This window comes from Marilutibacter chinensis, assembly GCF_021725675.1.
GTDB classification, from domain to species: Bacteria; Pseudomonadota; Gammaproteobacteria; order Xanthomonadales; family Xanthomonadaceae; genus Marilutibacter; species Marilutibacter chinensis.
In genome coordinates this window covers 1-22,556 of the sequence record NZ_JAKJPO010000005.1, presented here as the reverse complement: position 1 = coordinate 22,556, position 22,556 = coordinate 1, and the positions used below count along the sequence as shown (strand labels likewise).

Genomic DNA, 22,556 nt, shown 5'->3' with positions numbered 1-22,556 from the left:
CCCGACCCGGCCCGGTTCGCGCGCCGTGACAGGCAGATGTGCGCGGAAGGACCGTCCGAATCAGGTGGCTGGCGAGCCCATCGCGCCATGCGGGGGCCCATCACGCCGCGTCCGGCGCTACGGAAAACCGGGAAATGGTAGCGAGCGGGGGGGCCTGCGACAAGACGCCAGCGCCTTCGGATGCCGATGAGGCCGCCGCCCCGTCGCCTACAAACGACTGAAAACGCTCGCAAAAACCGCCACCACGGGAACAACCGGCGCGCGCGACCGGTTCGCCGCGGCACCTGCGGGGACGCAGTTCCGGCACCGTCCCTGCGCCGTTGCGGCAAGCTTCCGGCCACGGCCGGCGCCAAGTCGCCACCGTACGGGTGTCCGTGCAATCGAAGCCCTACACTAATGGGCTTTCCCCCGGCCGTTCCGTGGTCACGATGCCCGCCAACCCCACCTCCCCTGCCGTCGACCAGGACGGCCCGCCGTCCCGTCCGATCCTCTCTACCGAGCTGCCGCCCGTCCCGGCCGCCCCCCGCGCGGCGATCACGGCCGGCTGGCGGCGCGACGAGGCCGACCATGTCCACGTCCTGCTCGATGCCGCACGCCTGCCCGATTCCGACCGCGCTGCCGCGCAGGCGCTGGCCGCCGACCTGGTCACCCGGGTCCGTGCCCGCGCCGAGGACCAGGGCGCGATCGAGGCCTTCATGCGCCAGTACGACCTCGGCAGCGAGGAGGGCGTGCTGCTGATGTGCGTGGCCGAGGCGCTGTTGCGCATCCCCGACCAGGACACCGCCGACAAGCTGATCCGCGACAAGCTCGGCGAGGCCGACTGGAAGCGCCACATGGGCCGGTCCGAATCGGTCCTGGTCAACGCGTCGACCTGGGGCCTGATGCTGACCGGCCACCTGGTCGACCTGGCCGACGAGACCAAGCGCGACGTGCATGGGGCATTCAAGCGCCTGATCGGGCGTGTCGGCGAGCCGGTGATCCGGCTGGCGGTACGCCAGGCGATGCGGATCATGGGCCACCAGTTCGTGATGGGGCGGACCATCGGCGAGGCGCTGGCCCGCTCCAGGAAGGGCACCAACGCCGCCTACCGCTATTCGTTCGACATGCTCGGCGAGGGCGCGCTGACCACGAAGGACGCGCTGCGCTACCTGAAGGCCTACCACGACGCGATCCATGCGATCGGCAAACACGTTTCTCCCGATGTCCGGGAAGCCGGTGGCGACGCCTCCGGCGACAAGGTATTCGCCGCCCCCAGCATCTCGGTCAAGCTGTCCGCCCTGCACCCGCGCTACGAGCACGCCAAGCGCGCGCGGGTGATGGACGAGCTGGTGCCGCGTGTACTGGAACTGGCGCGGCTCGCGAAGTCCTACGGGATCGGTTTCACCATCGACGCCGAAGAGGCCGACCGCCTCGAACTGTCGCTGGACGTGATCGCCGCCGCCTACGCCGACCCGTCGCTGGACGGCTGGGAAGGCTATGGCCTGGCGATCCAGGCCTACCAGAAGCGGGCGCCGGAGGTCATCGACTTCATTGCCGATCTCGCCCGTCGCCACGGCCGCCGCATCCCGGTGCGCCTGGTCAAGGGCGCGTACTGGGACAGCGAGGTCAAGAAGGCCCAGGTCGACGGCCACGAAGGCTTTCCGGTGTTCACCCGCAAGCCGAACACGGACGTGTCGTACCTGGCCAACGCGCGGCGGATGCTCGAGGCCGGCGACGCGATCTACCCGATGTTCGCCACCCACAACGCACAGACCATCGCCGCGGTGTGGCAGCGCGCGAAGCTGCTCGGCCGTGAACGCCGATTCGAGTTCCAGAAGCTGCACGGCATGGGCGACGACCTCTACGCCGAGGTGATCCCGGTCGACCGGCTGGGGGTGCCGTGCCGCGTCTACGCGCCGGTCGGCAGCCACGAGGACCTGCTGCCCTACCTGGTGCGCCGCCTGCTCGAGAACGGCGCCAACTCCAGTTTCGTCAACCGCATCACCGACGAGGAGATCGCGATCGACGATCTGGTCCAGGATCCGGTCCAGACCGTCGCCGCGTTCGAATCCATCCCCCACCCCCGCATTCCGCTGCCGGTCGACCTGTACCGGAGCTTCGCGGCTTCAGAACAGCATTCGGAAAGGAGCAACTCCATGGGCGTCAACCTGGCCAACGACGATCGGCTGCGCGCGCTCGCCGAGCAGGTCAACGCCGCCGCGCAGCCGTGGCGCGCCGCGCCACTGGTGCCGGGCGCGAAGACATCCGGTCCCGACATCGCGGTGACCAGCCCGGCCGACCGCCGCGAGGTCGTCGGCCACTGGCAGGCCGCCGACGGCGCCACCGTCGAGCAGGCGCTGGCCAATGCCGTCGCCGCTCACGACGGCTGGAACGAGACCCCGGCCGCCGGACGCGCCGCGATCCTGGAACATGCCGCCGACCTGCTCGAACAGCGGATGCCCCAGTACATCGCGCTGTGCACGAAGGAAGCCGGCAAGACGATCCCGGACGGGGTCGCCGAGGTCCGCGAGGCGGTCGACTTCCTGCGCTACTACGCGCAGCAGGCACGCAAGCTGTTCGCGCCCGAGCCGCTGCCCGGCCCGACCGGGGAGAGCAACACCCTGCAGTTGTCCGGCCGCGGTGTGTTCGTCTGCATCAGCCCGTGGAACTTCCCGCTGGCGATCTTCACCGGCCAGGTCGCCGCGGCACTGGCCGCCGGCAACAGCGTGATCGCCAAGCCCGCCGAGCAGACCAGCCTGATCGGCTATCACGCGGTCAGGCTGCTGCACGAGGCGGGCGTTCCGGAAGCGGTGCTGCAGTTCCTGCCCGGCGACGGCGCCACCGTCGGTGCGGCGCTGACGAAGGATCCGCGCGTGGCCGGCGTCGCCTTCACCGGTTCGACCGAGACCGCACGCGCGATCAATCGCGCACTGGCCGCACGCGATGCCGCGATCGGCGTGCTGATCGCCGAGACCGGCGGCCAGAACGCGCTGATCGCCGACTCGTCCTCGCTGCCGGAGCAACTGGTCAAGGATGCGATCGGTTCGGCGTTCACCTCGGCCGGCCAGCGCTGCTCGGCCGCGCGGGTGCTGTTCGTGCAGGAGGACATCGCCGACAAGGTGATCGGCATGCTGGCCGGCGCGATGGCCGAGCTGAAAGTCGGCGACCCCGGCCTGCTGTCGACCGACGTCGGTCCGGTGATCGACGAGGACGCACGCCAGATCCTCGTCGACCACGCCGCCCGCATGGACCGGGAGGCGACCCGGATCGCCGAGGTCGAACTGGACGACGGCACCGCCCATGGCTGTTTCTTCGCTCCGCGCGCGTACGAGCTGAAGTCGCTCGACCAGTTGCATCGCGAGGTGTTCGGTCCGGTGCTGCACGTGATCCGCTGGAAGGCCAGCGAGCTGGACGCGGTGATCGCCGCGATCAACGCCACCGGCTACGGCCTGACCCTGGGCATCCACTCGCGGATCGACGAGACCGTCGAGAGGATCGCCAGCAAGATCAAGGTCGGCAACTGCTACGTCAACCGCAACCAGATCGGCGCGGTCGTCGGCGTGCAGCCGTTCGGCGGCCAGGGCCTGTCCGGCACCGGGCCGAAGGCCGGCGGACCGCACTACCTGCCTCGTTTCACCACCGAGAAGACTATCACCATCAACACCACCGCCGCCGGCGGCAACGCATCGCTGCTGACGCTGGGAGACTGAGGCGCCGGTCGCACACACGAAAAACCCCGCCGCTGGCGGGGTTTTTCGTGGCCCAAGGACTGCGGATGAGCAGACCTAGAACGTGTAGCCGACGCGCACGTAGTAGAAGCCGCCATTGAAGCCGTACGGCGCGTGTACCGGGTACTGCGCGCCGGCGATACCCGCCCACGGGTTGTCGTCGGGCACCTCGTCGAACAGGTTCTGCGCACCGACCTTGAAGTACAGGCCGGAGGCGAATTTCCAGCCGACCTCGGCATCCACCGTGACCGCGCTGCCGCCATAGATCGGCAGGCCGCCGTCTGCGATCGAGACCACGTCGCTGTCGAGGTGATCCTCGTAGAACGACCCGTAGTAGTTCACCCGCGCGCTGGCATGGAAGACCTCGCGCTGGTGGCTGACGCTGAGATAGCCCTTGGTCCGCGGCAGCGATTCCTCCAGCTTCTTGATCCTCGCCTCGCTGATGATGCCCGGGGTGAAGTCGTCGACCTCGGTCTTGTTCCAGTTGGCCGCCAGCGAGTAGGTGGTGGTGCCGCCGAAGTGCCCGCTCTCGTAGCTGGCGACGAGGTCCAGGCCGGTGGTCGTGGTGTCGAAGTCATTGACGAAGAAACCGACGCGGCTGAGCGAGGCCAGATCCGGGCGACCGCGGGCCGCCAGCTCATCGCGCTGGGCCTGGGTCACGTCGAAGTCGGTGCTGCGCGCGATGCGATCGGTCACTTCGATGCGGTACCAGTCGGCAGTGACCAGCCAGTTGCCGCTGTTCCAGACCAGGCCCAGCGAGGCGTTCTTCGATTCCTCCGGTTGCAGCGGCTCGGCGCCGGGAAACAGGCCGGCGAGCAGGGCCGGCGGCAGGGTGGCGGTGTCGCGCAGCTCGCCGTCGATGAAAGCGGTGGTCACCTGGCTGACGTTGGCCTGGCCCGGGGTCGGCGCGCGGAAGCCGGTACTGAAGGCGCCGCGCACGGCGAAGGTATCGGTGAAATCGTAACGGCCGGTCAGCTTCCAGTTGGTGGTGTCGCCGAAGTCGCTGAAATCCTCATGCCGCACCGCCGCCGCCAGCAGGAACTGCTCGGTAAGGCGGGCTTCGGCGTCGACGTACACCGCCCAGTTGTCGCGGCTGTGGCTGCCGGCCGTGCTCGGGTTGAAGCCCGGGAAGCCATTGGAGCCGATGCTGAAGCCCTGCTGGGTCAGCGGGCCGATCGCGGTCGAGGCGGCATCGCCGGCGATGATCTCGAACTCTTCCTCGCGCCATTCCGCACCGAACGCCAGGCTCAGCGGCCCGCTGGTGAAGCCGGTGTCGAAGTCCCGGCCGATGTCGAAATTGAAGTTCGTCTCCGTCTGCACGTTGCCGCCGGGATTGAAGCGGTTGCCTGCCGGCTGCTCGGGCCCCTGCGAGGCGTTGATCGTGTTGAGCATGTAGAAATCGATCTCGTTGCGACCGTAGCCGCCGCTCAGGTCCCAGTGCCAGCCGTCGCCCCACACGCCCTTGATGCCCAGCACCAGCGAGCGGTCCTCCATCTCGCCGCCAAACCGCGGAGTGAAGCCGCCCGGGTACTGCGACAGGAAGGTGAAGCAGTGCGACGGCAGCGCAGTGACCGCGGCGCCGACGGTCGAGTACGGCAGCAGGTTGCCGCTGCCGTCGCGCAGGGCGATGGCCGGGCACGGATTGCCGTCCAGCGAGCCGATCAACAGGGTTTCACCGCCGTCGTTCGAGTACACGCCGCCACGCGAGGTCGGGTCACGGAAGTAGAAGCCGCCCTCGACTTCGCGCCTGGCGTAATTGCCAAAGCCGTAGAAGTCGATGCTCTCCCCCGAAACACCGAAATTGGCGACGAACTTGAAATCTTCCTTGGTCTCCGGCGAGCCCCAGATCTGCGCCGGATTGCGCACGCCGGGGTAGCCTGCCGCCACGGCTGCCGCCGCATCATCGCGCTGCACGCTGCGCGACGTCGGATCGGCCGTCCGCCATTCGGCGGTCAGGGTGGCGAACCCGTTCGCGCTCAGCGGCAGGCCGACCTGGGCGTCGTACTGCTGGGTGAAGCCGTCGCCTTCGTAGTACTGCCCGGCGAAGGCCTCGACGGTACCGCCGTGGTCAAGCCGCTTCAGCCCGAAGTTGATCACGCCGGCAATGGCGTCGGAACCGTACTGCGCGGCCGCGCCGTCGCGCAACACCTCCACCTGCTCCAGGGCCAGCGACGGGAACACCGAGATGTCGGGACCCTGCGAGCCGTCCGACAAACCGTGGCCGAGGAAGGTGATCACTGCTGCACGGTGGCGGCGCTTGCCGTTGACCAGCACCAGGGTGTTGTCCGGCGGCAGGCCGCGCAGGTTGGCGGGGCGCACCAGGGTGGCGGCGTCGTCGATCGGAATGGTGCTGACGTTGAACGAGGGCACCAGCGTGCGCATCTTGTCGAGCACGTCGACCGAAGGCTGGTTATGGAACTCCTCGCCGCCGAGAATGTCGATCGGCACCGCCGATGAAGCTTCCGTGCGCGGCTTGGTTCGCGAGCCCAGCACCGACACCGTCTCCAGCGTGGCGGCGGCCTGGTCCGTTTCCGGCTGCGCCGGGGCCGGCTGCGGCTCCGAAGTCTGTGCAACGGCCGCACCGCTCGCGCCCAGCACGACGGCGGCCAAGGCCAATCTCACCCCTGAGGAAAGCAGAGTGGCGGCGTACCCACGGTGCGGCTTGTGCTGTTTGCTCATCTGGAACGTGCCTCCTCGAACGTGCGGTTGGGTTTGGGCAGCGGCTCCCGGCCTGCCGGGACCTGGCTCTTTCCAGGCCCCGGAATCGAGTATTAACGGAATATGAACATAATAACAACATATTTCGCACGATATTTAGGCGAATTCGGCAAAGTTCGCGCCACGTTGCGGCGGCCGGCAGGCAACAAAAAACCCCGCCGAAGCGGGGTTTTTTGCCGTTGCGGGGAACCGGACCGCGATCAGAAGCGGTACTGGCCCGAAACGCCGAGCAGGTGCGCGTCGCCGTCGAACGAACCGAACAGGCGCTGGCCGCCCGCCTGCGGCGGCGTGATGATGCCGATGCGCGGGGTATCCGGATCGATGTAGGTGTAGGCGAAGTTCACCTCGAGCGCCTCGCTGACGGTCCAGGTCGCGCCCAGCGAGTACCAGCGACGGTCCTCGTCAGGCAGGCGCGGGGTGCGGTGCGTGAACGTGGTCGGGGTCTCGTCGTAGGCGAAGCCCGCACGCACGGTCCAGGCCTCGTTGAGCCTGTAGTCGGCGCCGATCGACGAGAAGCGGGTGTCGCCCCAGTCGAACGCCTCGACCGAATCCGGGTCCGGGCCGTCGAAGTCGATGCGGACCTCGCGCAGCGAGTGCCAGTCGGTCTGCACGTGGCTGGCCGACATCGAGAACGCATCGGTGAACTGGTAGCGCACGTCGAGCGAGGTCACCGACGGGGTGGTCAGCTTGGCGCTGGCACCGCCGTCGTTGAACAGCACGCGGGTCATCGGGTTGGAGTCGAACACCGCGCGCACGTTGGCCGGCACGGTCCAGTCGACGTCGCCGTCCAGCTCGAAGTCGATCTCCGAGCGGTGCGACAGGCCGATCGTCAGCTTGTCGGTCGGACGCAGGTTGAAGCCGAGCAGCCAGCCGAAACCGACGTCGTCGCCCTGTACCTCGGCGAAGCCGTCTGCAGCCTGCGGACGCGCGAACGGCAGCGGGCGGGTGGCCGGGTTGCCGAACAGCGCGGTGCCGAAATCGACGCCCTTGGACAGGGTCACGTCGGCGCTGGAGAAGATCAGGCCGGCGCCGACCGAGAAGCGGTCGGTGATGTCGATCGCGCCTGACAGGGTCAGGTCGACGATCTTCACGTCCGACTCGGCGGCATAGTAGCGGCCGATCCAGTCGCGGTCGTACTCGGTCTTCAGGCCGAACGGCGCGCTGACCATCGCACCGATCGCGGTGCCGTTGTCGAACTTGTGCACGATCGACAGCGCCGGCACCGGGGTCACGTCGCCCGCCTGGCCGCCGTTGCCGCCGGTCAGCGGCTGGCCGAGCACGTCGTAGCCTTCCAGGTCGTCGGCCTCGTAGTTCAGGTCGATGACGGTGAGGTCGCCCTGGATGGTGGTGCCTTCGAACTGCGTCATGGTGGCCGGATTGTTGGTGACCACCGAGGCGTCGTCGTTGCGGACACCGGCGCCGGCGAATGCGCTGCCCATCGACTTGACGCTGTTTTCCTTCAGCTGGAAGCCCGAAGCGTGGACCTGGCCGAAGGCCAGCGCGCCGGTGATGCCCAGCGCGAGCGCCGACAGGCGCGTGATGCGGTGTGCGTGTTGCATGCGTGTCGTCTCCATTGGAGTGTTATTTGGTCTTCCGGGTCGTGCGCACGGTAACGGTTTCCCTGTTCCGGGCCTGCCGGAAGCCCCTCCCGACATACGACGCCGTATGCACTATAGCGCGCGGATTAACCCGATGCTAACAACCCATCGGCATATTCCCGTGCCCCGGCGCCCATCGCCCGGCACGGATGGCTTATCGTCGGGGGCAGGCGACGTGCGCCCAGTCCCACAGGTCATGCCTGTCCGGTAATGCGTCCCGAATCCCTCCACAACCGGCTTCCGTCGCGCCCGCTCCGATGTTCATCGCCGTCCCCTCCCGCAAGAAGGCGCCGCTGCGCTGGGCCACGCCCCTGCTGTTCGCCGCTCTGTGGCTGTGCTTCGCCTGGGTGACCCTGCTGCCGGCAGGCGAGCAGCAGCATCTGCTGATGGAATGGGGCGCGCTCTCGGGCGGGCTGACCTCGTCGTCCGCGGCCGACTGGCAACGCCTGGTGACGGCGTTGTTCCTGCACGCGGACTGGGTGCACCTGCTCGGCAACCTCGTGTTCCTGCTGATCTTCGGTTTGCCCGCCGAACGCAGCATGGGACCGTGGCGACTGCTGCTGGTGTTCTTCCTCGGCGGAGCGATCGCCAATCTCGCGGCGGTGATCACGATCGGCACCCCGGACGGGCTGATCATCGGCGCCAGCGGCGCGGTATCGGCATTGATCGGCGCCTATCTGGCGCTGTTCCCGAACGCCAAGCTCGGCGTGGTCCTGCCGCTGGGCCTGTACCTGCAGTTCCTGCGGGTGCCGGCGTCGCTGCTGATCGGGATCTGGGCGCTGATGCAGATCCTGTTCACCTGGTTCGGCCCCGCATTCGGCGCTGTGGCCTGGTCCGCGCATCTGGCCGGGTTCGCGTTCGGCGGTGCGTTCGCGCTCGCGACCCGGGCCGGCATCGCCCGGCGGATGCGGCAAAGAAGCGGCTACTGAGAAGATCCGTCTCGCGTAGCTCCGCGAACGGCATCGCGGCCGCGATCCGGCGCTTGAGGAAGCCCGCGCCCGCCCCCATCGTCTGACCGGGACCCTCCATACATTCCGAATCCCATGCCCAAGACGGTCTACAAGGTCACCTTCCTCAACGCCGGCAAGGTCTACGAGCTGTATGCCCGGAAGGTGGCGTCCGGTGCGCTGTGGGGATTCACCGAGGTCAGCGAGCTGGTGTTCGACGTCAGCGACGGCGTGGTGATCGACCCGACCGAGGAACGCCTGCGCGACGAGTTCGGCAACACCCGCACGCTGCACCTGCCGATGCAGAGCATCATCCGCATCGAGGAAGTCGAGCGCAAAGGCCAGTCGGCGATCCGCGATGCGGCCACCGGCGAGAAGGTGGTGACGCCGTTCCCGCTGCCGGCCAAGCCGCCGCCGCGCTGAGGCACTGGACTGAAAACCTTCACCGAAACGGAAGCGACGCGATGGACGGCCCCGGGCGCGACGGCGAGTCGGCCACCGAAGGCATCATCGAACTCAAGGACCTGCGCATCCCGGTCCGTAATGCGCGCCTGTACGGCTGGCTCTACGAGGATGGCGGCGGCGGACCATGCTGGTCGATCGAAATATCCGGTCGCGCGCACCGCTTCGGCGACGAAGAATTCTCCCAGCTGCTGCGCCCGCGCTTCTACGACGAGTCGATGCCGCTGCGCGTCGACGATTGGCGCAGGCTCGAAGGCCAGGCCTATCGCTTCCGTTGGCAGGACGACGAGACCGAAGGCGACAGCCTGCCGACGCTGTACCTATGCTCGCACGAAGGCCTGACACTGAGCGATTTGAGCCTTGGCGCGCGCACGGGCCATCGCTTCGCACTGCACTGGAGCGGCCTGGCCGAAGCCAACTGGGACGAAGACTACGGCCGCGAAATGCCGTTCCGGATCGAGCTGTCGATACCCTTCATCGAGCAGGAAGTGCGCTTCTGGCAGCACGACGACGAGGACTTCGAAACGGCCGCACGCACGATCATGCGTCACCACGGCCTGTCGGATGCGCACTTGCGCTATCGCGAATACCGCCGCTTCAGCGACGATCCCGGCAGCGAACACTACCGGCTGGTGCGGACGCTATTCGACCCTGTCGGGTGAACGGTGCGGCCCGTGACCGCGCTCAGTGTCCAATCGCGGGCGCCGTCGGCGGGGGCCGGGGCGCCGACGCCATTCTCTTCAGCTCCGCCAGCGCCGAGGCGATGTGGCTGTCGCCGGAGAGCACCTCGCCCGCCTGTCCGCCGTCGGCCTCCTCGCTGCCGGTCAGGTGACCGGGCAGGGTGGACTCGACATAGCTGGCCCGGCCGCCATTGGCCGCCCCTTCGGCCGGATGCAGCAGCACATCGGGAACGATGCCGGACGCCTGGATCGAGCGGCCATTGGGCGTGTAGTAGCGCGCGGTTGTGAGCTTGACCGAGTCGCCGTTGTCGAGCGGCAGCACGGTCTGCACCGAACCCTTGCCGAAGGTGCGGCTACCGACCACGCGCGCCCGGCCGTTGTCGCTCAGTGCGCCGGCGAGCACTTCCGAGGCGCTGGCCGATCCGGCATCGACCAGCAACACCACCGGTGCGCCGTCGAGGCGATCGCCCGGGGTGGCGGAGAACTCGGCGTCGCTGATCGCGAGGCGGCCGCGCGTGCTGACGATCACGCCCTGCTCGAGCAGATCGTCGGCGATCTGCACCGCCGCGGTCAGCAGGCCGCCGGGATTGCTGCGCAGGTCGATGACCACGCCATGCAGGCGTCCACCGGCCTGCTCCTTCAGCGCCGCCAGCTGTTTCTCGAAGTCGGCGGCGGTGTCGGCCTGGAACGCGCTGACACGGATATAGCCATAGCCCGGTTCCAGCATCTTGCCGCGCACGCTGGTGATGCGGATCACCTCGCGGGTCAGGGTCACGTCGAACGGCTTGTCGCGGCCCTCCCGGGCCACGGTCAGGGTCAGCGAGGAACCGGCAGGGCCGCGCAGCGGTGCCGAGGTGTCGCCCTCGTCGGGTTTGAAGGTCTTGCCGTCGATCGCGATGATCAGGTCGCCGGACTGCAGGCCCGCACGTGCGGCCGGGGTGTCGTCGATCGGCGCGATCACCTTCAGGGTGCCGTCGGGCTGGCGCTGCAGCTCCACGCCGATGCCCTCGTAGGCGCCGCGCGACTGTTCGTCGAACTCCTCGGCCTGGCTCTTCTCAAAATAGACGCTGTGCGGATCGAGGTCGAACAGCAGCCCGCGGATCGCCGACTGCATCAGGTCGCCGTCCTCGACCGGTTCCACGTAGGCCTGCTTGATCGCGCTGTAGACGGCGACATAGCGACGGATCTCGTCGAGCGGGATCCTGTTGTCGGCGGCCTCGCCGGCGTCGCTGGTGTCGCCCGCATCCGCGGGCGGCGCCTCGTCGGCCGCGGCCGGCGGCGCTTCCTGGGCGGCTGCGCCGTCCACCAGGCCGGACATCGCCAGCAGCAGCGCGGACAGCAGGACAGGGAAGCGGAATTTCATGCAGGCCCTCCGGGCGTTTCCAGTCGGATCACCGTCGCGGCGAGCGGCGGCCGTTCGAATATGAACACGTTAGGCGGTGGCGACGGAAGCTTTCGTTAACCTCTTCGGGTCCGTTGAACGCGCGATTCAGCGACGCAGCCATACGTTCGGGTCGACCGGCTGGCCGTTGCGGCGGAGTTCGAAATACAGCGCCGGACGGCCATGCCCGCCTGAACTGCCGACGGTGGCGACGGCGTCGCCGCGCTTGACGTTCTCGCCGGCATCCTTGAGCAATGCGTCGTTATGGGCGTACAGGCTCATGTAGCCGTTGCCATGATCGATGATCAGCAACAGCCCGTAGCCGGTCATCCATTCGGAATAGACGACCTGGCCGTCGGCCACCGCCTTGACCGCGGTGCCGGCGCCGGCGGACAGCAGCAGGCCGTCGCTGTTGCGGCCGTCGGGCATGCGTGCGCCGTAGCCCGCCAGCAGCGTACCGCTCAACGGCCAACCGACGCCGCCGACCTGCGGACCGCCGACGGTTGCGGTCGTCCTCGCCGGGGCCGGCCTTCCTGTCGCGGCGGCTTCGCGCGCGGCCCGCTCGGCCGCGGCGCGGCGTTCGGCGGCGGCACGTGCGGCGGCCGCGCGCAGTCGGGTCAACAGCTGTTCCAGCCCCCTGGCGTCGCGACCCAGCGCACGTTCGCGGGCCTGCCGGTCCTGGTAGCTCGCATCCAGTTTCGCGACCAGATGGGCACGGGCCTTGCGATCGTCCTGCAACTGCGCGAGCTGGCGATCCAGCGCTTCGCGGGACTCGCGCAGCTGCCGCTGGCGTTCGCCGATGTCGCGCTCGACCACATCGAGTTCCGCCAGCGCGGTGGTGAGTTCGCCGATACGGGCGACGCGGTCGCGCTGCAGGTAGCGGTGATAGGCGAGCAGGCGGTTGGCCTCAGCGACGCTGTCCTGCGACAGCAGCACCTTCAGCGGCGCCTGGCCGCCCTGGGCGTGAGCCGCGCGCAGCAGCCGCGCCAGTTCCTCGCGCTGGCCCTGCATCGCCTGCCGCATGTCGGCCCGGCGCGCCCGCAGTGCGTCCAGCGATGCCTGCTCATCGGCCAACTGCAGTTCGATCTGGCGCAGGCGCCGGCTCGAACGACCGACCTGCTCGTCGGCCTCGCGCAGTTCGCGGGTGGCCGCACCGCGCTCGCCCTCGATCCGGCGCCGTTCGGCCGCGACCGATTTCAACTCGCGCCGGATGTCCTGCAGCTTGCGTTCGGTGTCGCGGCTGTCCTGCGCCGGTACCGCGACCGCGACCGTCGCCAGCACGACACCGGCGATCAGGGCGACGGCGGAACCGCGCCGGATCCGCATCAGCGCTCCAACAGGCTGCGCCCGCTCATCTCCGCCGGCTTCGGCAGGCCGAGCAGATCGAGCATGGTCGGGGCGACGTCGCGCAACGCGCCGCCGCCGCGCAGCGAGGCCGCGCGCGGACCGTCGTAGACGAACGGCACCGGGCCGACGGTGTGGGCGGTGTGCGCCTGGCCGGTGACCGGGTCCTTCATCATCTCCAGATTGCCGTGGTCGGCGGTGACCAGCAGCGCGCCCCCGGCCGCCCGCACCGCCGCACGGATCGCGCCAATCGCGACGTCGACCGCCTCCGCCGCCTCGACCGCGGCCTCGAACACGCCGGTGTGGCCGACCATGTCCGGGTTCGCGATGTTGCAGACGATCGTGTCGAAACGGCCCGAACCGATCGCCGCGACCAGCTTCGCGGTCAACTCGGGACAGCTCATCTCCGGCTGCAGATCGTAGGTCGCGACCTGCGGGCTGGGGATCAGGATCCGCTCCTCGCCGCGGTACGGCTCCTCGCGACCGCCGCTGAAGAAGAACGTGACGTGCGCGTATTTCTCGGTCTCGGCAATGCGCAGCTGGGTCATGCCCTCGTGCTCGAGCACCTCGCCCAGGGTGTTGCGCAGGTCGTCGGGCGGGAACGCGACCGGCGCCGGCAGTTTCGCGTCGTACTCGGTCAGGCAGACGAAGCGGGACAGCACCGGGCGTCGCGCATGGAAGCCTTCGGCGTGCTGGCCGAAACCGGGTGCCACGAAAGCGGCGGTCAGCTGGCGCGCGCGGTCGGCGCGGAAATTCATGAACACGACCGCATCGCCGTCGCGCATCGTCGCGCCGTCGTCGACCACGGTCGGCGACACGAACTCGTCGTTCTCGTTGCGCGCGTAGGCATCGGCCAGCGCGGTCAGCGGATCGGGCGAATGGTGCTCGCTGGCAGCCTCGACGATCGCATCCCAGGCGCGGCGCACGCGGTCCCAGCGCCTGTCGCGATCCATCGCGTAGTAGCGGCCGCTGAGGGTCGCGATGCGCGCGTTGCCGGCGGCCTCGCATGCGGTCTGCAGCGCTTTCAGGCTCGCCTCGGCCGAGCGCGGCGGCGTGTCGCGGCCATCGAGAAATGCATGCACGGCCACCCGCGGCACGCGTTCGCGCGCGGCCAGCGCGATCATCTCGAACAGGTGCCGCTCGTGGCTGTGCACGCCGCCCGGCGACAGCAGGCCCATCAGGTGCAGGGTGCCGTCGCTGGTCCGGGCCGCATTGCAGGCGGCCAGCAACTCGACGTTGCCTGCGAAGCTGCCGTCCTCGATCGCGGCATCGATCCGGGTCAGATCCTGGTAGACGATGCGGCCGGCGCCGAGGTTCATGTGGCCGACCTCGGAGTTGCCCATCTGTCCGTCCGGCAGCCCGACGTGGCGCCCCTCGGTGTGGATCAGGGTGTGCGGGGCCTCGGCCAGCAGCGCATCCCAGTTCGGCAGGCGGGCGGCGGCGAGCGCGTTGTCGGCCGGGTCTTCGCGGTGGCCCCAGCCGTCCAGGATCAGCAGGACGACCGGCTTGATGCGGGGAGTATCGGACACGATCGTGGGGTTCCGTGACTTCGGGCAGGGGCCCGGGATGCATGAGAGTGCGATTGTATCGAAGCGCTCCGGCGGCGCGACGAAACGGCAGTTCGCGTGCGCCGCCACGGCAGGACGACACGCCGGCGGATCGGGATCCGCGACAGACGGCGTTAAACCCACCGGGTCCACCGCGCATCCCAGCAGCGGACCCCATCATGAACGGATACCGCCCATGACCCATCAGCATCCGACCGCACCGTTCCGCCGCCGCGCCGTCGGCGCCCTCCCGCTGGCCCTGGCGCTGGCGCTGATGCCGCTGGCGGCCGGCGCCCAGCAGAGCATCGACAAGGTCAACGGCAGCATCACCGCCGAGGCCGGCCAGCAGTACGGCGACCTGGAAACGGTCAACGGCAGCATCAGGATCCACGAGAACGCCCAGGTCCGCGACGCGGAAACCGTCAACGGCAGCATCAAGGTGGCCGCGTCCGCGCGCACCGGCGACCTGTCGACGGTCAATGGCGGCATCCGCCTGGAGGAGATGGTGACCGTCGACGGCGGCCTGGAGACCGTCAACGGCGGCATCTTCGTCGGCCGCCAGGGCAAGGTGTCGGGCAACATCGAGACGGTGAACGGAGCCATCGGCCTGGTCGACGCCGACATCGATGGCGACATCGAAACCGTGACCGGCGACCTGACCGTCGGCGCCGGGTCGTACGTCCGCGGCGGTATCCACTACGAAAAGCCGAACACCGGCTGGATCGACATCAAAGTCAAGCGCCGCCCGCCGCGGGTGATCATCGGTCCGAACGCGGTGGTCGACGGGCCGCTGCGGTTCGAGCGCGAGGTCACCCTCTACGTCCACACCACCGCCCGCACCGGCCCGGTCACCGGCGCGACCGCGATCAGCTACGACAGCGACCGCGCGCCGTCCGAATAGGCCCGCCCGGACGGCCATACGGTGGCCCGGGCACGCTCCGGGCCACCGTCGTATGATCGAACCTTCGTCCTGCATCCGCATCACGGAGGTTCCATGTCCCGCAACCCCGCCCGAACCCCGCTCTCCGCGGCCACCTCGCTGGTCGCGGCCGCGCTGGTCCTGTCGGCCTGCAGCAAGCCGGCGCCGGAGGCTTCGACCGACGCCGCGCCGGCCGGCGATGCAGCGGCCGCACACGCCTTCGCCGCGGACATCAACGCCGGCGACTTCGCCGAGCGGGTGAAAACGCTGGCCTCGGACGAGTTCGAGGGACGCGCGCCCGGCAGCGCCGGCGAAACCCGCACGCTCGACTACCTGAAGTCGCAGTTCGAGGCGATGGGCCTGAAACCCGGCAACGGCGACAGCTGGTTCCAGACCGTGCCGATGGTCGAGACCACCGCCGACGAGTCGCAGACCACACTCACGCTCGACGTCGCTGGCGAGCCGCGCAAGCTGGCGTTCGGCACCGACATGGTGATCGGCACCCGCACCGGCGAGCCCGAGGTGAAGATAGACGGCAGCGAGCTGGTGTTCGTCGGCTACGGCGTCAACGCACCCGAGCAGGGCTGGAACGACTACGCCGGCGTCGACGTCAAGGGCAAGACCGTGGTCATGCTCGTCAACGACCCCGGCTTTCATGCCAAGGACGAATCGCTGTTCGAAGGCAAGCGGATGACCTACTACGGCCGCTGGACCTACAAGTACGAGGAGGCGGCCCGCCAGGGCGCGGCGGCGGCGATCATCATCCACGACACCGAAGGCGCATCCTACGGCTGGGACGTGGTGAAGAACTCCTGGTCCGGCGCCCAGTTCGACCTGCGCGCGGCCGACGATCCCGAACCGCGCCTGCCGGCGCAGGGCTGGATCACCGGCGATGTCGCCCGCACGCTGATGGCCGACCTCGGGCAGGATCTCGATGCGCTGTACACGGCCGCGAACAGGAAGGGCTTCAAGGCGATCCCGCTCGATGCGAAGCTGTCGCTCGACCTCAAGAGCACGATCGCCGAAAAGGAGTCGAAGAACGTCCTCGCACTGCTGCCGGGCAGCACGCGCCCGGACGAGGCGGTGATCTACATGGCGCACTGGGACCATCTCGGCAACCACGCCGCTTCCGCCGGTCATGAAGGCCACGGCGAGGACGCCGGAGCCGGTGGCGAGGACCACATCTACAACGGCGCGGTCGACAACGCGACCGGCGTGGCCGGCATCATGGAGATCGCCGAGGCCTTCGCCGCGCAGGATCCGGCGCCGGAGCGCTCGGTGCTGTTCCTCGCGGTCACGCTCGAGGAGTCGGGCCTGCTCGGCTCCAAGTACTACGTCGCCCATCCGAGCATCCCTCTCGACAGGACGGTGGCGGTGGTCAATCTCGATGCGATGCCGGTGATCGGCAAGGCCCGCGACATGACCGTCGTCGGGTTCGGCAGCTCGGAGCTGGAGGACATCCTCAAGGCGCACGCCGACCAGCAGGGCCGCACCCTGGTCGCCGAGGCGACCCCGCAGGACGGCTTCTATTTCCGTTCCGATCACTTCAACTTCGCCAAGGCCGGGGTGCCGGCGCTGTATGCCAAGGGCGGCGACGACCTGGTCGCCGGCGGCACCGAAGCGGGCGGCGCGGCGCAGCGTGACTACCGCGACAACCGTTACCACAAGCCTGCCGACGAGTTCAGCGCCGACTGGAAGCTGGAAGGCGTCATCCAGGATCTGGAAGCGTTGTACGGCGTCGGTCATGACCTTGCCGGCGGCGACCGCTGGCCGGAGTGGTACGAAGGCAATGCGTTCCGCGCTGCGCAGGACAAGCTGAAGCAATCGCGCAGTACCGAATAGGGGAACGATGTCGGCGGCCCCTTCGCCGGGGCCGCCACGGCTGCATCGCGACGACGGCGCCGGATGGCGCCGTCGTTCTTTCGGAGCCGTCCGCGCCACCCGTTCGCGGTCGCACCGGTTTCGGCTACGCTGTCCGCACGGTCCCCGCGCGATGCGGGCCGTCGCCCGGCACGAGGCCGGCGTTAGCACCGTCCCGCAGGAGAACCCCGATGACCCTGGCTACCGCCTACTGGTGCGTGCTGATCGCCGCACTGCTTCCGTACCTCTGGGTCAGCGTCGCCAAGGCCGGCGGCGAGCGCTACAACAATCACGATCCGCGCGGCTGGCTCGCGCGCCAGGACAACCCGCGCCTGCACCGCGCCAACGCCGCCCAGCTCAACGCCTTCGAGGCGTTCGCGCCGTTCGCCGCGGGTGTCGTGCTCGCGCAGCTTGCAGGCGTGCCGGAAGCGCGGATCGCTGCGCTGGCGGTCGCCTTCGTCGCGTTGCGCGTCCTCCACGGCGTGCTCTACATCGCCGACCAGCCCGCGCTGCGCAGCCTGTCGTGGTTCGCCGGCCTCGGCTGCGTGCTGGCGCTGCTGGTGCAGGCGGCGCTGCGGATCGGCGGCTGACCGACCTGTCCACGGATGCGATTCGCGGCCATGCATGAACCCTCCGATCCCGATCCGGCACGCGCGGCCCGCATCCACGACACGCTGATGCGGGGACAGGGCTTCGACTTCGTCGAAGCGGCGACGATGCGCGACTGGCTGGCCGGTACCGGTCCGCTGGACGACTGGGAGCGGTTCACCGCGAGCTGGGACGGACTGGCGCCGGATGCCTACCTGGCGATGCACGGCAAGCATCGCCGCCGCCGGCACGCGGTGTTCTCGCTCGACGGCATCGGTGCCGAAGCGCCAGCGATCCGCCGTCAGCCGCACCAGCCGCATTACCAGTCGCTGGACTACAACCCGCTGCAAGGCGATATCGAACGCTGGTTCGAACCGGTCGAGGATGCGGTCGCCGACAGCCACAGTCTGCGCACGATCCTGCGCCACTGCCAGATGTTCTTCGGCGCACTGGCGCCGCGGGTCCGCCGCTGGCGCACCGAAGTCCACCAGTTCAGGATCGAGGCACGCGCCGGCACACCGGGGCAGCCGACGCCCGAGGGCCTGCATCGCGACGGCGTCGACTACGTGCTGGTCCTGCTTATCGATCGCCGCAACATCGCCAGCGGCACTACCAGCATCCATGCGCTGGACGGTCACGAGATCGGCCATTTCACCCTGACCCGTCCCTTCGATGCCGCACTGGTCGACGACCGCCGGGTCTACCATGGCGTCACCGCGGTGGAAGCGTTGGACCCCGCCCGTCCAGCGCATCGCGACGTGCTGGTGGTGACCCTGCGCGCGGACGCTCCGGTGACCTGAAGCGCGTCCCGGCTTCTAACCCAGATAGGCGCCAGGCGACACCGCAGAGCGGGCCCGGCGCGGCAGCGTCCGCAAGCCCGCCGGGCTCTGGGACATCGGCGGATTCCCCGGCCAGGGCCTCGGACTCGGCCATACCGGCCGGTCGGCCCCTTCCAGCATCCGTCGGATCTCCCGCGGATCCAGCTGGGGCGCAAGCAACTGGATCAGCTGCAGCGCGTAGTCGCGAATCACCGAGCTCGATGGCAGCAGCGCCCAGGCCACGCATTCGGGCAGCGCCGGATCCGCATCGAGCACGGCGAAGGTTTCTCGGTCCTCGTCTTCCACCGCGAGCTCGCCGACCAGACCTATCCCCAGCCCTGCCCGCACATAAGCCTTGATCAGCCCTGCGTCCTGGGCCGAACACGCGAAACGCGCCTCCAGTCCGGCACGCTCGAGCACACGGCGTAGCGAGGAATCGCGGCGGCGCGACGCCTCATAGGTGACCAGTGCCTCGCTGGCCAGTTCCTGCAGGGTCAGTGCACGCTCCAGCCGCGCGAACGGGTGCGCATGCGGCACCAGCACGACCCGCTTCCAGGTGAACAGGGGAATCGCGTTGCCGGTCGGCACCCGGTCGCCGGCCGTGCTGACCAGGACGATGTCGTCGCCGCCTTGCATCTGCCGCTCCTGCAGTTCGCCCTCGGCGGTGGTGCGGATGTGCACGTTGAGCCGCGGATGACGCCTGACCAGTTCCGAAAGCACGGACGGCAGCACATGGCGCGCATAGATCTGCGGCATCGCCAGGACCAGGTCGCCGGCGCTCTCGCCGCGCACGTTCGCGGCGTAGGCACGGATGCTCGCAACGTCGCCGACGATTCGGCGCGCGATGCGAATGACCTCATGGCCGGCCGGCGTCACCTCGGTGAGGCAGCGTCCGTGGCGAACGAAGAGCTGGAAACCCAGCTCTTCCTCGAGCAACTTCAGATGGCGCGAAACGCTGGGCTGGGTCGCGTGCAGCGCCTGTGCCGCCGCGCTGACATTGAGCTCGGCATCGACGATCGCCAACAGGCATCGGAGTTCCTTCAGCGTCATGGCAACGTCCCTGCGTGGTCCATCGAGATCGACCCGATCCGCGGACGCGCCGGTCATGGCGCATCCGCAGCCCCGTCGTGCATGCCAGGACGCGCCGGTCTCGACGCGCCCGCCCCTTGGCAGAAGGTCCGATATAGCACATATGACGGCCAGATAAAGCGAACAGGCGCGGATTCGGAAGCGGCGCGGGCCGTTCCGGGAAACGCCGCCGTATCCGGGCTTCCGGGGCAGGAGGCGAGCCGCGCGCCAGTGCACGACCGGCATGCCCGCCCGGTACAGGATGACCGGACCGATCCGGCCCACCGGTGCGGAACGGGCGCTCTGCAGAGGCGATACAGGGTTCCGGCGCCCTTCGTGTCGCAGGCGTGGGCGCAAGAGTCGGGGTCGTCCGGTTATCCAGTTTCCGGACGCTCATATCCAATTGTTCTATAAGGAAAAACGCGAATAACGTCATCCGGAATCGGTATTGGACGCCCCCACCGGTTCGCGCTTGACTCGACTGGCCGATCGGGGGAGACGGGCAGGCTCAGGGGGGAAAGAAACGGACCGTACGCCTACGGTCCGGCTCATCGCCGTCGCGACTCTTCCGTCGGGCCGCTCTCGCATGTCGATGGCCGAACGGAGCATTGGACCGGGACATCGGCACGCGGCTGCGGTTACGTCACGCCCGCGGCGCCGCTTCGATCCGGAGCGCATCGCGGTTCCTACATCCAGCCATGAGGAAAGTACCGTGATCCGTAGAACCACTCTTCTAGCCGCCAGCATCGGCAGCGTCCTGATGATCGGCGCCGGTGCCGCCCATGCGGCCGACGCCGAACTGCGTTTTGCCAAGGCGCCCATCGAGGGCCGCTACATCGTCGTGCTCAAGGACACCGCAGCCACCCTTGCGCAGGAGGTCCAGTCGCCCAACCGTCCGAGCGTGGCCGCGGTCGCCGCGGACATGGTCGGCAAGCGCGGGCGCGGTCGAGCCAGCATCGTCACCACTTACCGCAACGTGCTGCGCGGTTTCGTGGTCGAAGCCGACGACGAGGCGCTGGCCCGCCTGCTCGCGGACGATCGCGTTGCCTACGTGGAGGAAGACGGCTACATGTACGTCTCGGCCACGCAGAACAACGCGACCTGGGGCATCGACCGCATCGACCAGCGCGACCTGCCGCTGAGCGGAACCTATACCTACGACACGACCGCCGGCAACGTCCACGCCTACATCATCGACACCGGCATCCGCGCGACCCACAACGATTTCGGCGGTCGCGTCGGCAGCGGCTACACCGCGATCAACGACGGCAACGGCACCAACGACTGCCACGGCCATGGTACCCACGTCGCCGGTACCGTCGGAAGCGCGACCTGGGGCGTCGCCAAGGGCGTGAGCCTGTATCCGGTCCGGGTGCTCGGCTGCAACGGCTCGGGCAGCAATTCCGGCGTGATCGCGGGCATGGACTGGGTCGCACAGAACCACACCAAACCCGCCGTGGCCAACATGAGTCTCGGCGGCGGTGCCTCGTCGACCACCGACCAGGCCGTCGACCGGATGGTCAACGCTGGCGTGACCGTCGTCGTCGCTGCCGGCAACGACAACAGCAATGCCTGCAACTATTCGCCGGCCCGTGCGGCCAGCGCGATCACCGTCGGGTCGACCACCTCGACGGATTCACGGTCGTCGTTCTCCAACTACGGCACCTGTCTGGACATTTTCGCCCCCGGCTCGTCGATCACCTCGACCTGGAGCTCCAGCAACACTGCGACCAACACCATCAGCGGCACCTCGATGGCATCGCCGCACGTTGCCGGCGTTGCCGCGCTGTACCTGGCGAACAACCCGAACGCAACGCCGGGCCAGGTCACCAGCGCGATCGAGAACAGCGCCACGCCGAACAAGGTCGGCAATCCTGGCAGTGGATCGCCCAACCTGCTGCTGTACAGCCTGTTCGGCAGCGATCCGGATCCGGATCCGGATCCCGATCCGACGCCGGGCGAACTCGAGAAGGGCGTGCCGGTGAACGTGTCCGGTGCGAGCGGCTCGGAGACGCGCTATACCTTCACCGTTCCGGCCGGTGCCAGCAACCTGAGCTTCAACACCAGCGGCGGCAGCGGCGACGCCGATCTGTACGTACGCTTCGGTGCGGCACCGACCACCAGCACCTATGACTGTCGGCCGTACCGCAACGGCAACAACGAGACCTGCAGCTTTGCCAGTCCGCAAGCCGGCACCTGGCACGTGATGCTGCATGGCTACAGTGCGTACTCGAGCGTCACGCTGGTTGCGGACTACAGCACCGGCGGTGGCGGCGATGCGCCGTGTACCGGCTGCACCCATTACAGCGGTTCGTTGTCCGGTACGGGCAGTTCGCAGGTGCAACCTGGCGGCACCTATTACCAGGCCGCTGCAGGCACGCATCAAGGGTGGCTGCGCGGGCCCTCGGGGACGGACTTCGATCTTGAGCTGTACCGTTGGAACGGCTTCAGCTGGAGCAAGGTCGCCGAGTCGATCACGCCGACGAGCGAGGAGTCGATCTCGTACAACGGCAGTACAGGCTATTACTACTGGCGTGTGCTGTCGTACTCGGGCAGCGGCAGTTACGACTTGTGGCTGGACACGCCGTAACCGGCGGCAGTCCTCTCATCGGCCGTGGAAGCAGGCGGGCCCCGGGAAACCGGGGTCCGCTTTTTGATGTGGGCTCCGCCGTTCCGGGCCCGCTGTACCTGGCAGGCCTGTTTGCGGCCGCGGGACCTGCTCGGGGGCGGCCGTGACTACCGCGGTTCAGCCTTCGCCGGGTGCCGGCGTGGACGCCCATCCGCGCCGGGAGGGAGTTCGGCCGAGCCCAGTTGTGGGCGGTGTTGCAAAGAAGAAGGCCGGCCCCTTGTGGGGACCGGCCTTCGGTGTAAATGTTCAGCGATGACCTACTCTCGCATGGCTTGAGCCACACTACCATC

15 protein-coding genes are annotated in these 22,556 nt (G+C 68.6%); 9 read left to right on the top strand and 6 right to left on the bottom strand.

What is annotated here, in order from left to right; genetic code table 11:
* The first annotated feature begins 428 nt into the window (after positions 1 to 428).
* Positions 429 to 3,689: a bifunctional proline dehydrogenase/L-glutamate gamma-semialdehyde dehydrogenase PutA gene (gene putA, locus L3V18_RS10040; protein ID WP_237054556.1), complete on the top strand. Its 3,261-nt coding sequence runs from the start codon at positions 429 to 431 to the stop codon at positions 3,687 to 3,689.
* 75 nt (positions 3,690 to 3,764) lie between these two features.
* Here putA and L3V18_RS10035 read toward each other — a convergent pair whose 3' ends face one another.
* Together L3V18_RS10035 and L3V18_RS10030 are read right to left on the bottom strand one after the other, a co-directional pair.
* Positions 3,765 to 6,386 (bottom strand): TonB-dependent receptor plug domain-containing protein, encoded by a 2,622-nt coding sequence (locus L3V18_RS10035; protein WP_237054555.1) that lies wholly within the window; start codon positions 6,384 to 6,386, stop codon positions 3,765 to 3,767.
* A 239-nt stretch (positions 6,387 to 6,625) separates the two neighbouring features.
* The gene (locus L3V18_RS10030) at positions 6,626 to 7,984 is read right to left on the bottom strand and encodes an OmpP1/FadL family transporter (protein WP_237054554.1); all 1,359 of its coding nucleotides are present in this window, start codon (positions 7,982 to 7,984) and stop codon (positions 6,626 to 6,628) included.
* Positions 7,985 to 8,280: 296 nt separating this feature from the next.
* On the opposite strand from L3V18_RS10030, the gene L3V18_RS10025 reads away from it, so the two are divergent.
* From L3V18_RS10025 to L3V18_RS10015, 3 genes are all read left to right on the top strand, one after another.
* Complete coding sequence (locus tag L3V18_RS10025) at positions 8,281 to 8,952, top strand: rhomboid family intramembrane serine protease (protein WP_237054553.1); 672 nt, start codon at positions 8,281 to 8,283, stop codon at positions 8,950 to 8,952.
* 114 nt (positions 8,953 to 9,066) lie between these two features.
* A complete protein-coding gene (locus L3V18_RS10020; protein WP_237054552.1) occupies positions 9,067 to 9,393 on the top strand; it encodes a DUF1820 family protein in 327 nt (108 codons plus the stop codon).
* A gap of 41 nt (positions 9,394 to 9,434) precedes the next feature.
* Positions 9,435 to 10,094: a hypothetical protein gene (locus L3V18_RS10015; RefSeq protein WP_237054551.1), complete on the top strand. Its 660-nt coding sequence runs from the start codon at positions 9,435 to 9,437 to the stop codon at positions 10,092 to 10,094.
* 22 nt (positions 10,095 to 10,116) lie between these two features.
* Here the strand turns inward: L3V18_RS10015 and L3V18_RS10010 are convergent, their stop codons facing one another.
* The 3 genes from L3V18_RS10010 to gpmI form a co-directional block, all read right to left on the bottom strand.
* Positions 10,117 to 11,475, bottom strand: coding sequence for a S41 family peptidase (locus L3V18_RS10010; RefSeq protein ID WP_237054550.1), 1,359 nt, complete (start codon positions 11,473 to 11,475; stop codon positions 10,117 to 10,119).
* A 126-nt stretch (positions 11,476 to 11,601) separates the two neighbouring features.
* Positions 11,602 to 12,819 carry a murein hydrolase activator EnvC family protein gene (locus L3V18_RS10005; protein ID WP_237054549.1) on the bottom strand — a complete coding sequence of 406 codons (1,218 nt, stop codon included), beginning with the start codon at positions 12,817 to 12,819 and terminating at the stop codon, positions 11,602 to 11,604.
* Entirely contained in the window at positions 12,819 to 14,366 is a 1,548-nt protein-coding gene (gpmI, locus tag L3V18_RS10000) for a 2,3-bisphosphoglycerate-independent phosphoglycerate mutase (protein ID WP_237054548.1), read from the bottom strand. Before gpmI ends, L3V18_RS10005 begins: the two co-directional genes overlap by 1 nt.
* A gap of 214 nt (positions 14,367 to 14,580) precedes the next feature.
* On the opposite strand from gpmI, the gene L3V18_RS09995 reads away from it, so the two are divergent.
* The 4 genes from L3V18_RS09995 to L3V18_RS09980 all read left to right on the top strand — a co-directional run bounded on the left by L3V18_RS09995 (position 14,581) and on the right by L3V18_RS09980 (position 18,551).
* Entirely contained in the window at positions 14,581 to 15,285 is a 705-nt protein-coding gene (locus tag L3V18_RS09995) for a DUF4097 family beta strand repeat-containing protein (protein ID WP_425493509.1), read from the top strand.
* A 93-nt stretch (positions 15,286 to 15,378) separates the two neighbouring features.
* The gene (locus L3V18_RS09990; RefSeq protein WP_237054547.1) at positions 15,379 to 17,145 is read left to right on the top strand and encodes a M28 family metallopeptidase; all 1,767 of its coding nucleotides are present in this window, start codon (positions 15,379 to 15,381) and stop codon (positions 17,143 to 17,145) included.
* 209 nt (positions 17,146 to 17,354) lie between these two features.
* Positions 17,355 to 17,753 (top strand): MAPEG family protein, encoded by a 399-nt coding sequence (locus tag L3V18_RS09985; RefSeq protein WP_237054546.1) that lies wholly within the window; start codon positions 17,355 to 17,357, stop codon positions 17,751 to 17,753.
* 30 nt (positions 17,754 to 17,783) lie between these two features.
* Entirely contained in the window at positions 17,784 to 18,551 is a 768-nt protein-coding gene (locus L3V18_RS09980; protein WP_237054545.1) for a 2OG-Fe dioxygenase family protein, read from the top strand.
* Positions 18,552 to 18,566: 15 nt separating this feature from the next.
* Here the strand turns inward: L3V18_RS09980 and L3V18_RS09975 are convergent, their stop codons facing one another.
* Positions 18,567 to 19,619, bottom strand: a complete 1,053-nt coding sequence (locus tag L3V18_RS09975; RefSeq protein WP_237054544.1) for a LysR substrate-binding domain-containing protein — start codon at positions 19,617 to 19,619, stop codon at positions 18,567 to 18,569.
* 730 nt (positions 19,620 to 20,349) lie between these two features.
* On the opposite strand from L3V18_RS09975, the gene L3V18_RS09970 reads away from it, so the two are divergent.
* Positions 20,350 to 22,227 carry a S8 family peptidase gene (locus tag L3V18_RS09970; RefSeq protein WP_237054543.1) on the top strand — a complete coding sequence of 626 codons (1,878 nt, stop codon included), beginning with the start codon at positions 20,350 to 20,352 and terminating at the stop codon, positions 22,225 to 22,227.
* The last annotated feature ends 329 nt before the right edge of the window (positions 22,228 to 22,556 follow it).

What these genes read in the sequence shown, in the direction of transcription:
- L3V18_RS10030 (WP_237054554.1), bottom strand. Translation starts at nt 7,984, where the DNA reads ATGCAACACGCACACCGCATCACGCGCCTGTCGGCGCTCGCGCTGGGC.
- L3V18_RS09995 (WP_425493509.1), top strand. Translation starts at nt 14,581, where the DNA reads ATGACCCATCAGCATCCGACCGCACCGTTCCGCCGCCGCGCCGTCGGC.
- L3V18_RS10010 (WP_237054550.1), bottom strand. Translation starts at nt 11,475, where the DNA reads ATGAAATTCCGCTTCCCTGTCCTGCTGTCCGCGCTGCTGCTGGCGATG.
- putA (WP_237054556.1), top strand. Translation starts at nt 429, where the DNA reads ATGCCCGCCAACCCCACCTCCCCTGCCGTCGACCAGGACGGCCCGCCG.
- L3V18_RS10005 (WP_237054549.1), bottom strand. Translation starts at nt 12,819, where the DNA reads ATGCGGATCCGGCGCGGTTCCGCCGTCGCCCTGATCGCCGGTGTCGTG.
- L3V18_RS10035 (WP_237054555.1), bottom strand. Translation starts at nt 6,386, where the DNA reads ATGAGCAAACAGCACAAGCCGCACCGTGGGTACGCCGCCACTCTGCTT.
- L3V18_RS10015 (WP_237054551.1), top strand. Translation starts at nt 9,435, where the DNA reads ATGGACGGCCCCGGGCGCGACGGCGAGTCGGCCACCGAAGGCATCATC.
- L3V18_RS09985 (WP_237054546.1), top strand. Translation starts at nt 17,355, where the DNA reads ATGACCCTGGCTACCGCCTACTGGTGCGTGCTGATCGCCGCACTGCTT.
- L3V18_RS10025 (WP_237054553.1), top strand. Translation starts at nt 8,281, where the DNA reads ATGTTCATCGCCGTCCCCTCCCGCAAGAAGGCGCCGCTGCGCTGGGCC.
- L3V18_RS09990 (WP_237054547.1), top strand. Translation starts at nt 15,379, where the DNA reads ATGTCCCGCAACCCCGCCCGAACCCCGCTCTCCGCGGCCACCTCGCTG.
- L3V18_RS09975 (WP_237054544.1), bottom strand. Translation starts at nt 19,619, where the DNA reads ATGACGCTGAAGGAACTCCGATGCCTGTTGGCGATCGTCGATGCCGAG.
- L3V18_RS10020 (WP_237054552.1), top strand. Translation starts at nt 9,067, where the DNA reads ATGCCCAAGACGGTCTACAAGGTCACCTTCCTCAACGCCGGCAAGGTC.
- L3V18_RS09980 (WP_237054545.1), top strand. Translation starts at nt 17,784, where the DNA reads ATGCATGAACCCTCCGATCCCGATCCGGCACGCGCGGCCCGCATCCAC.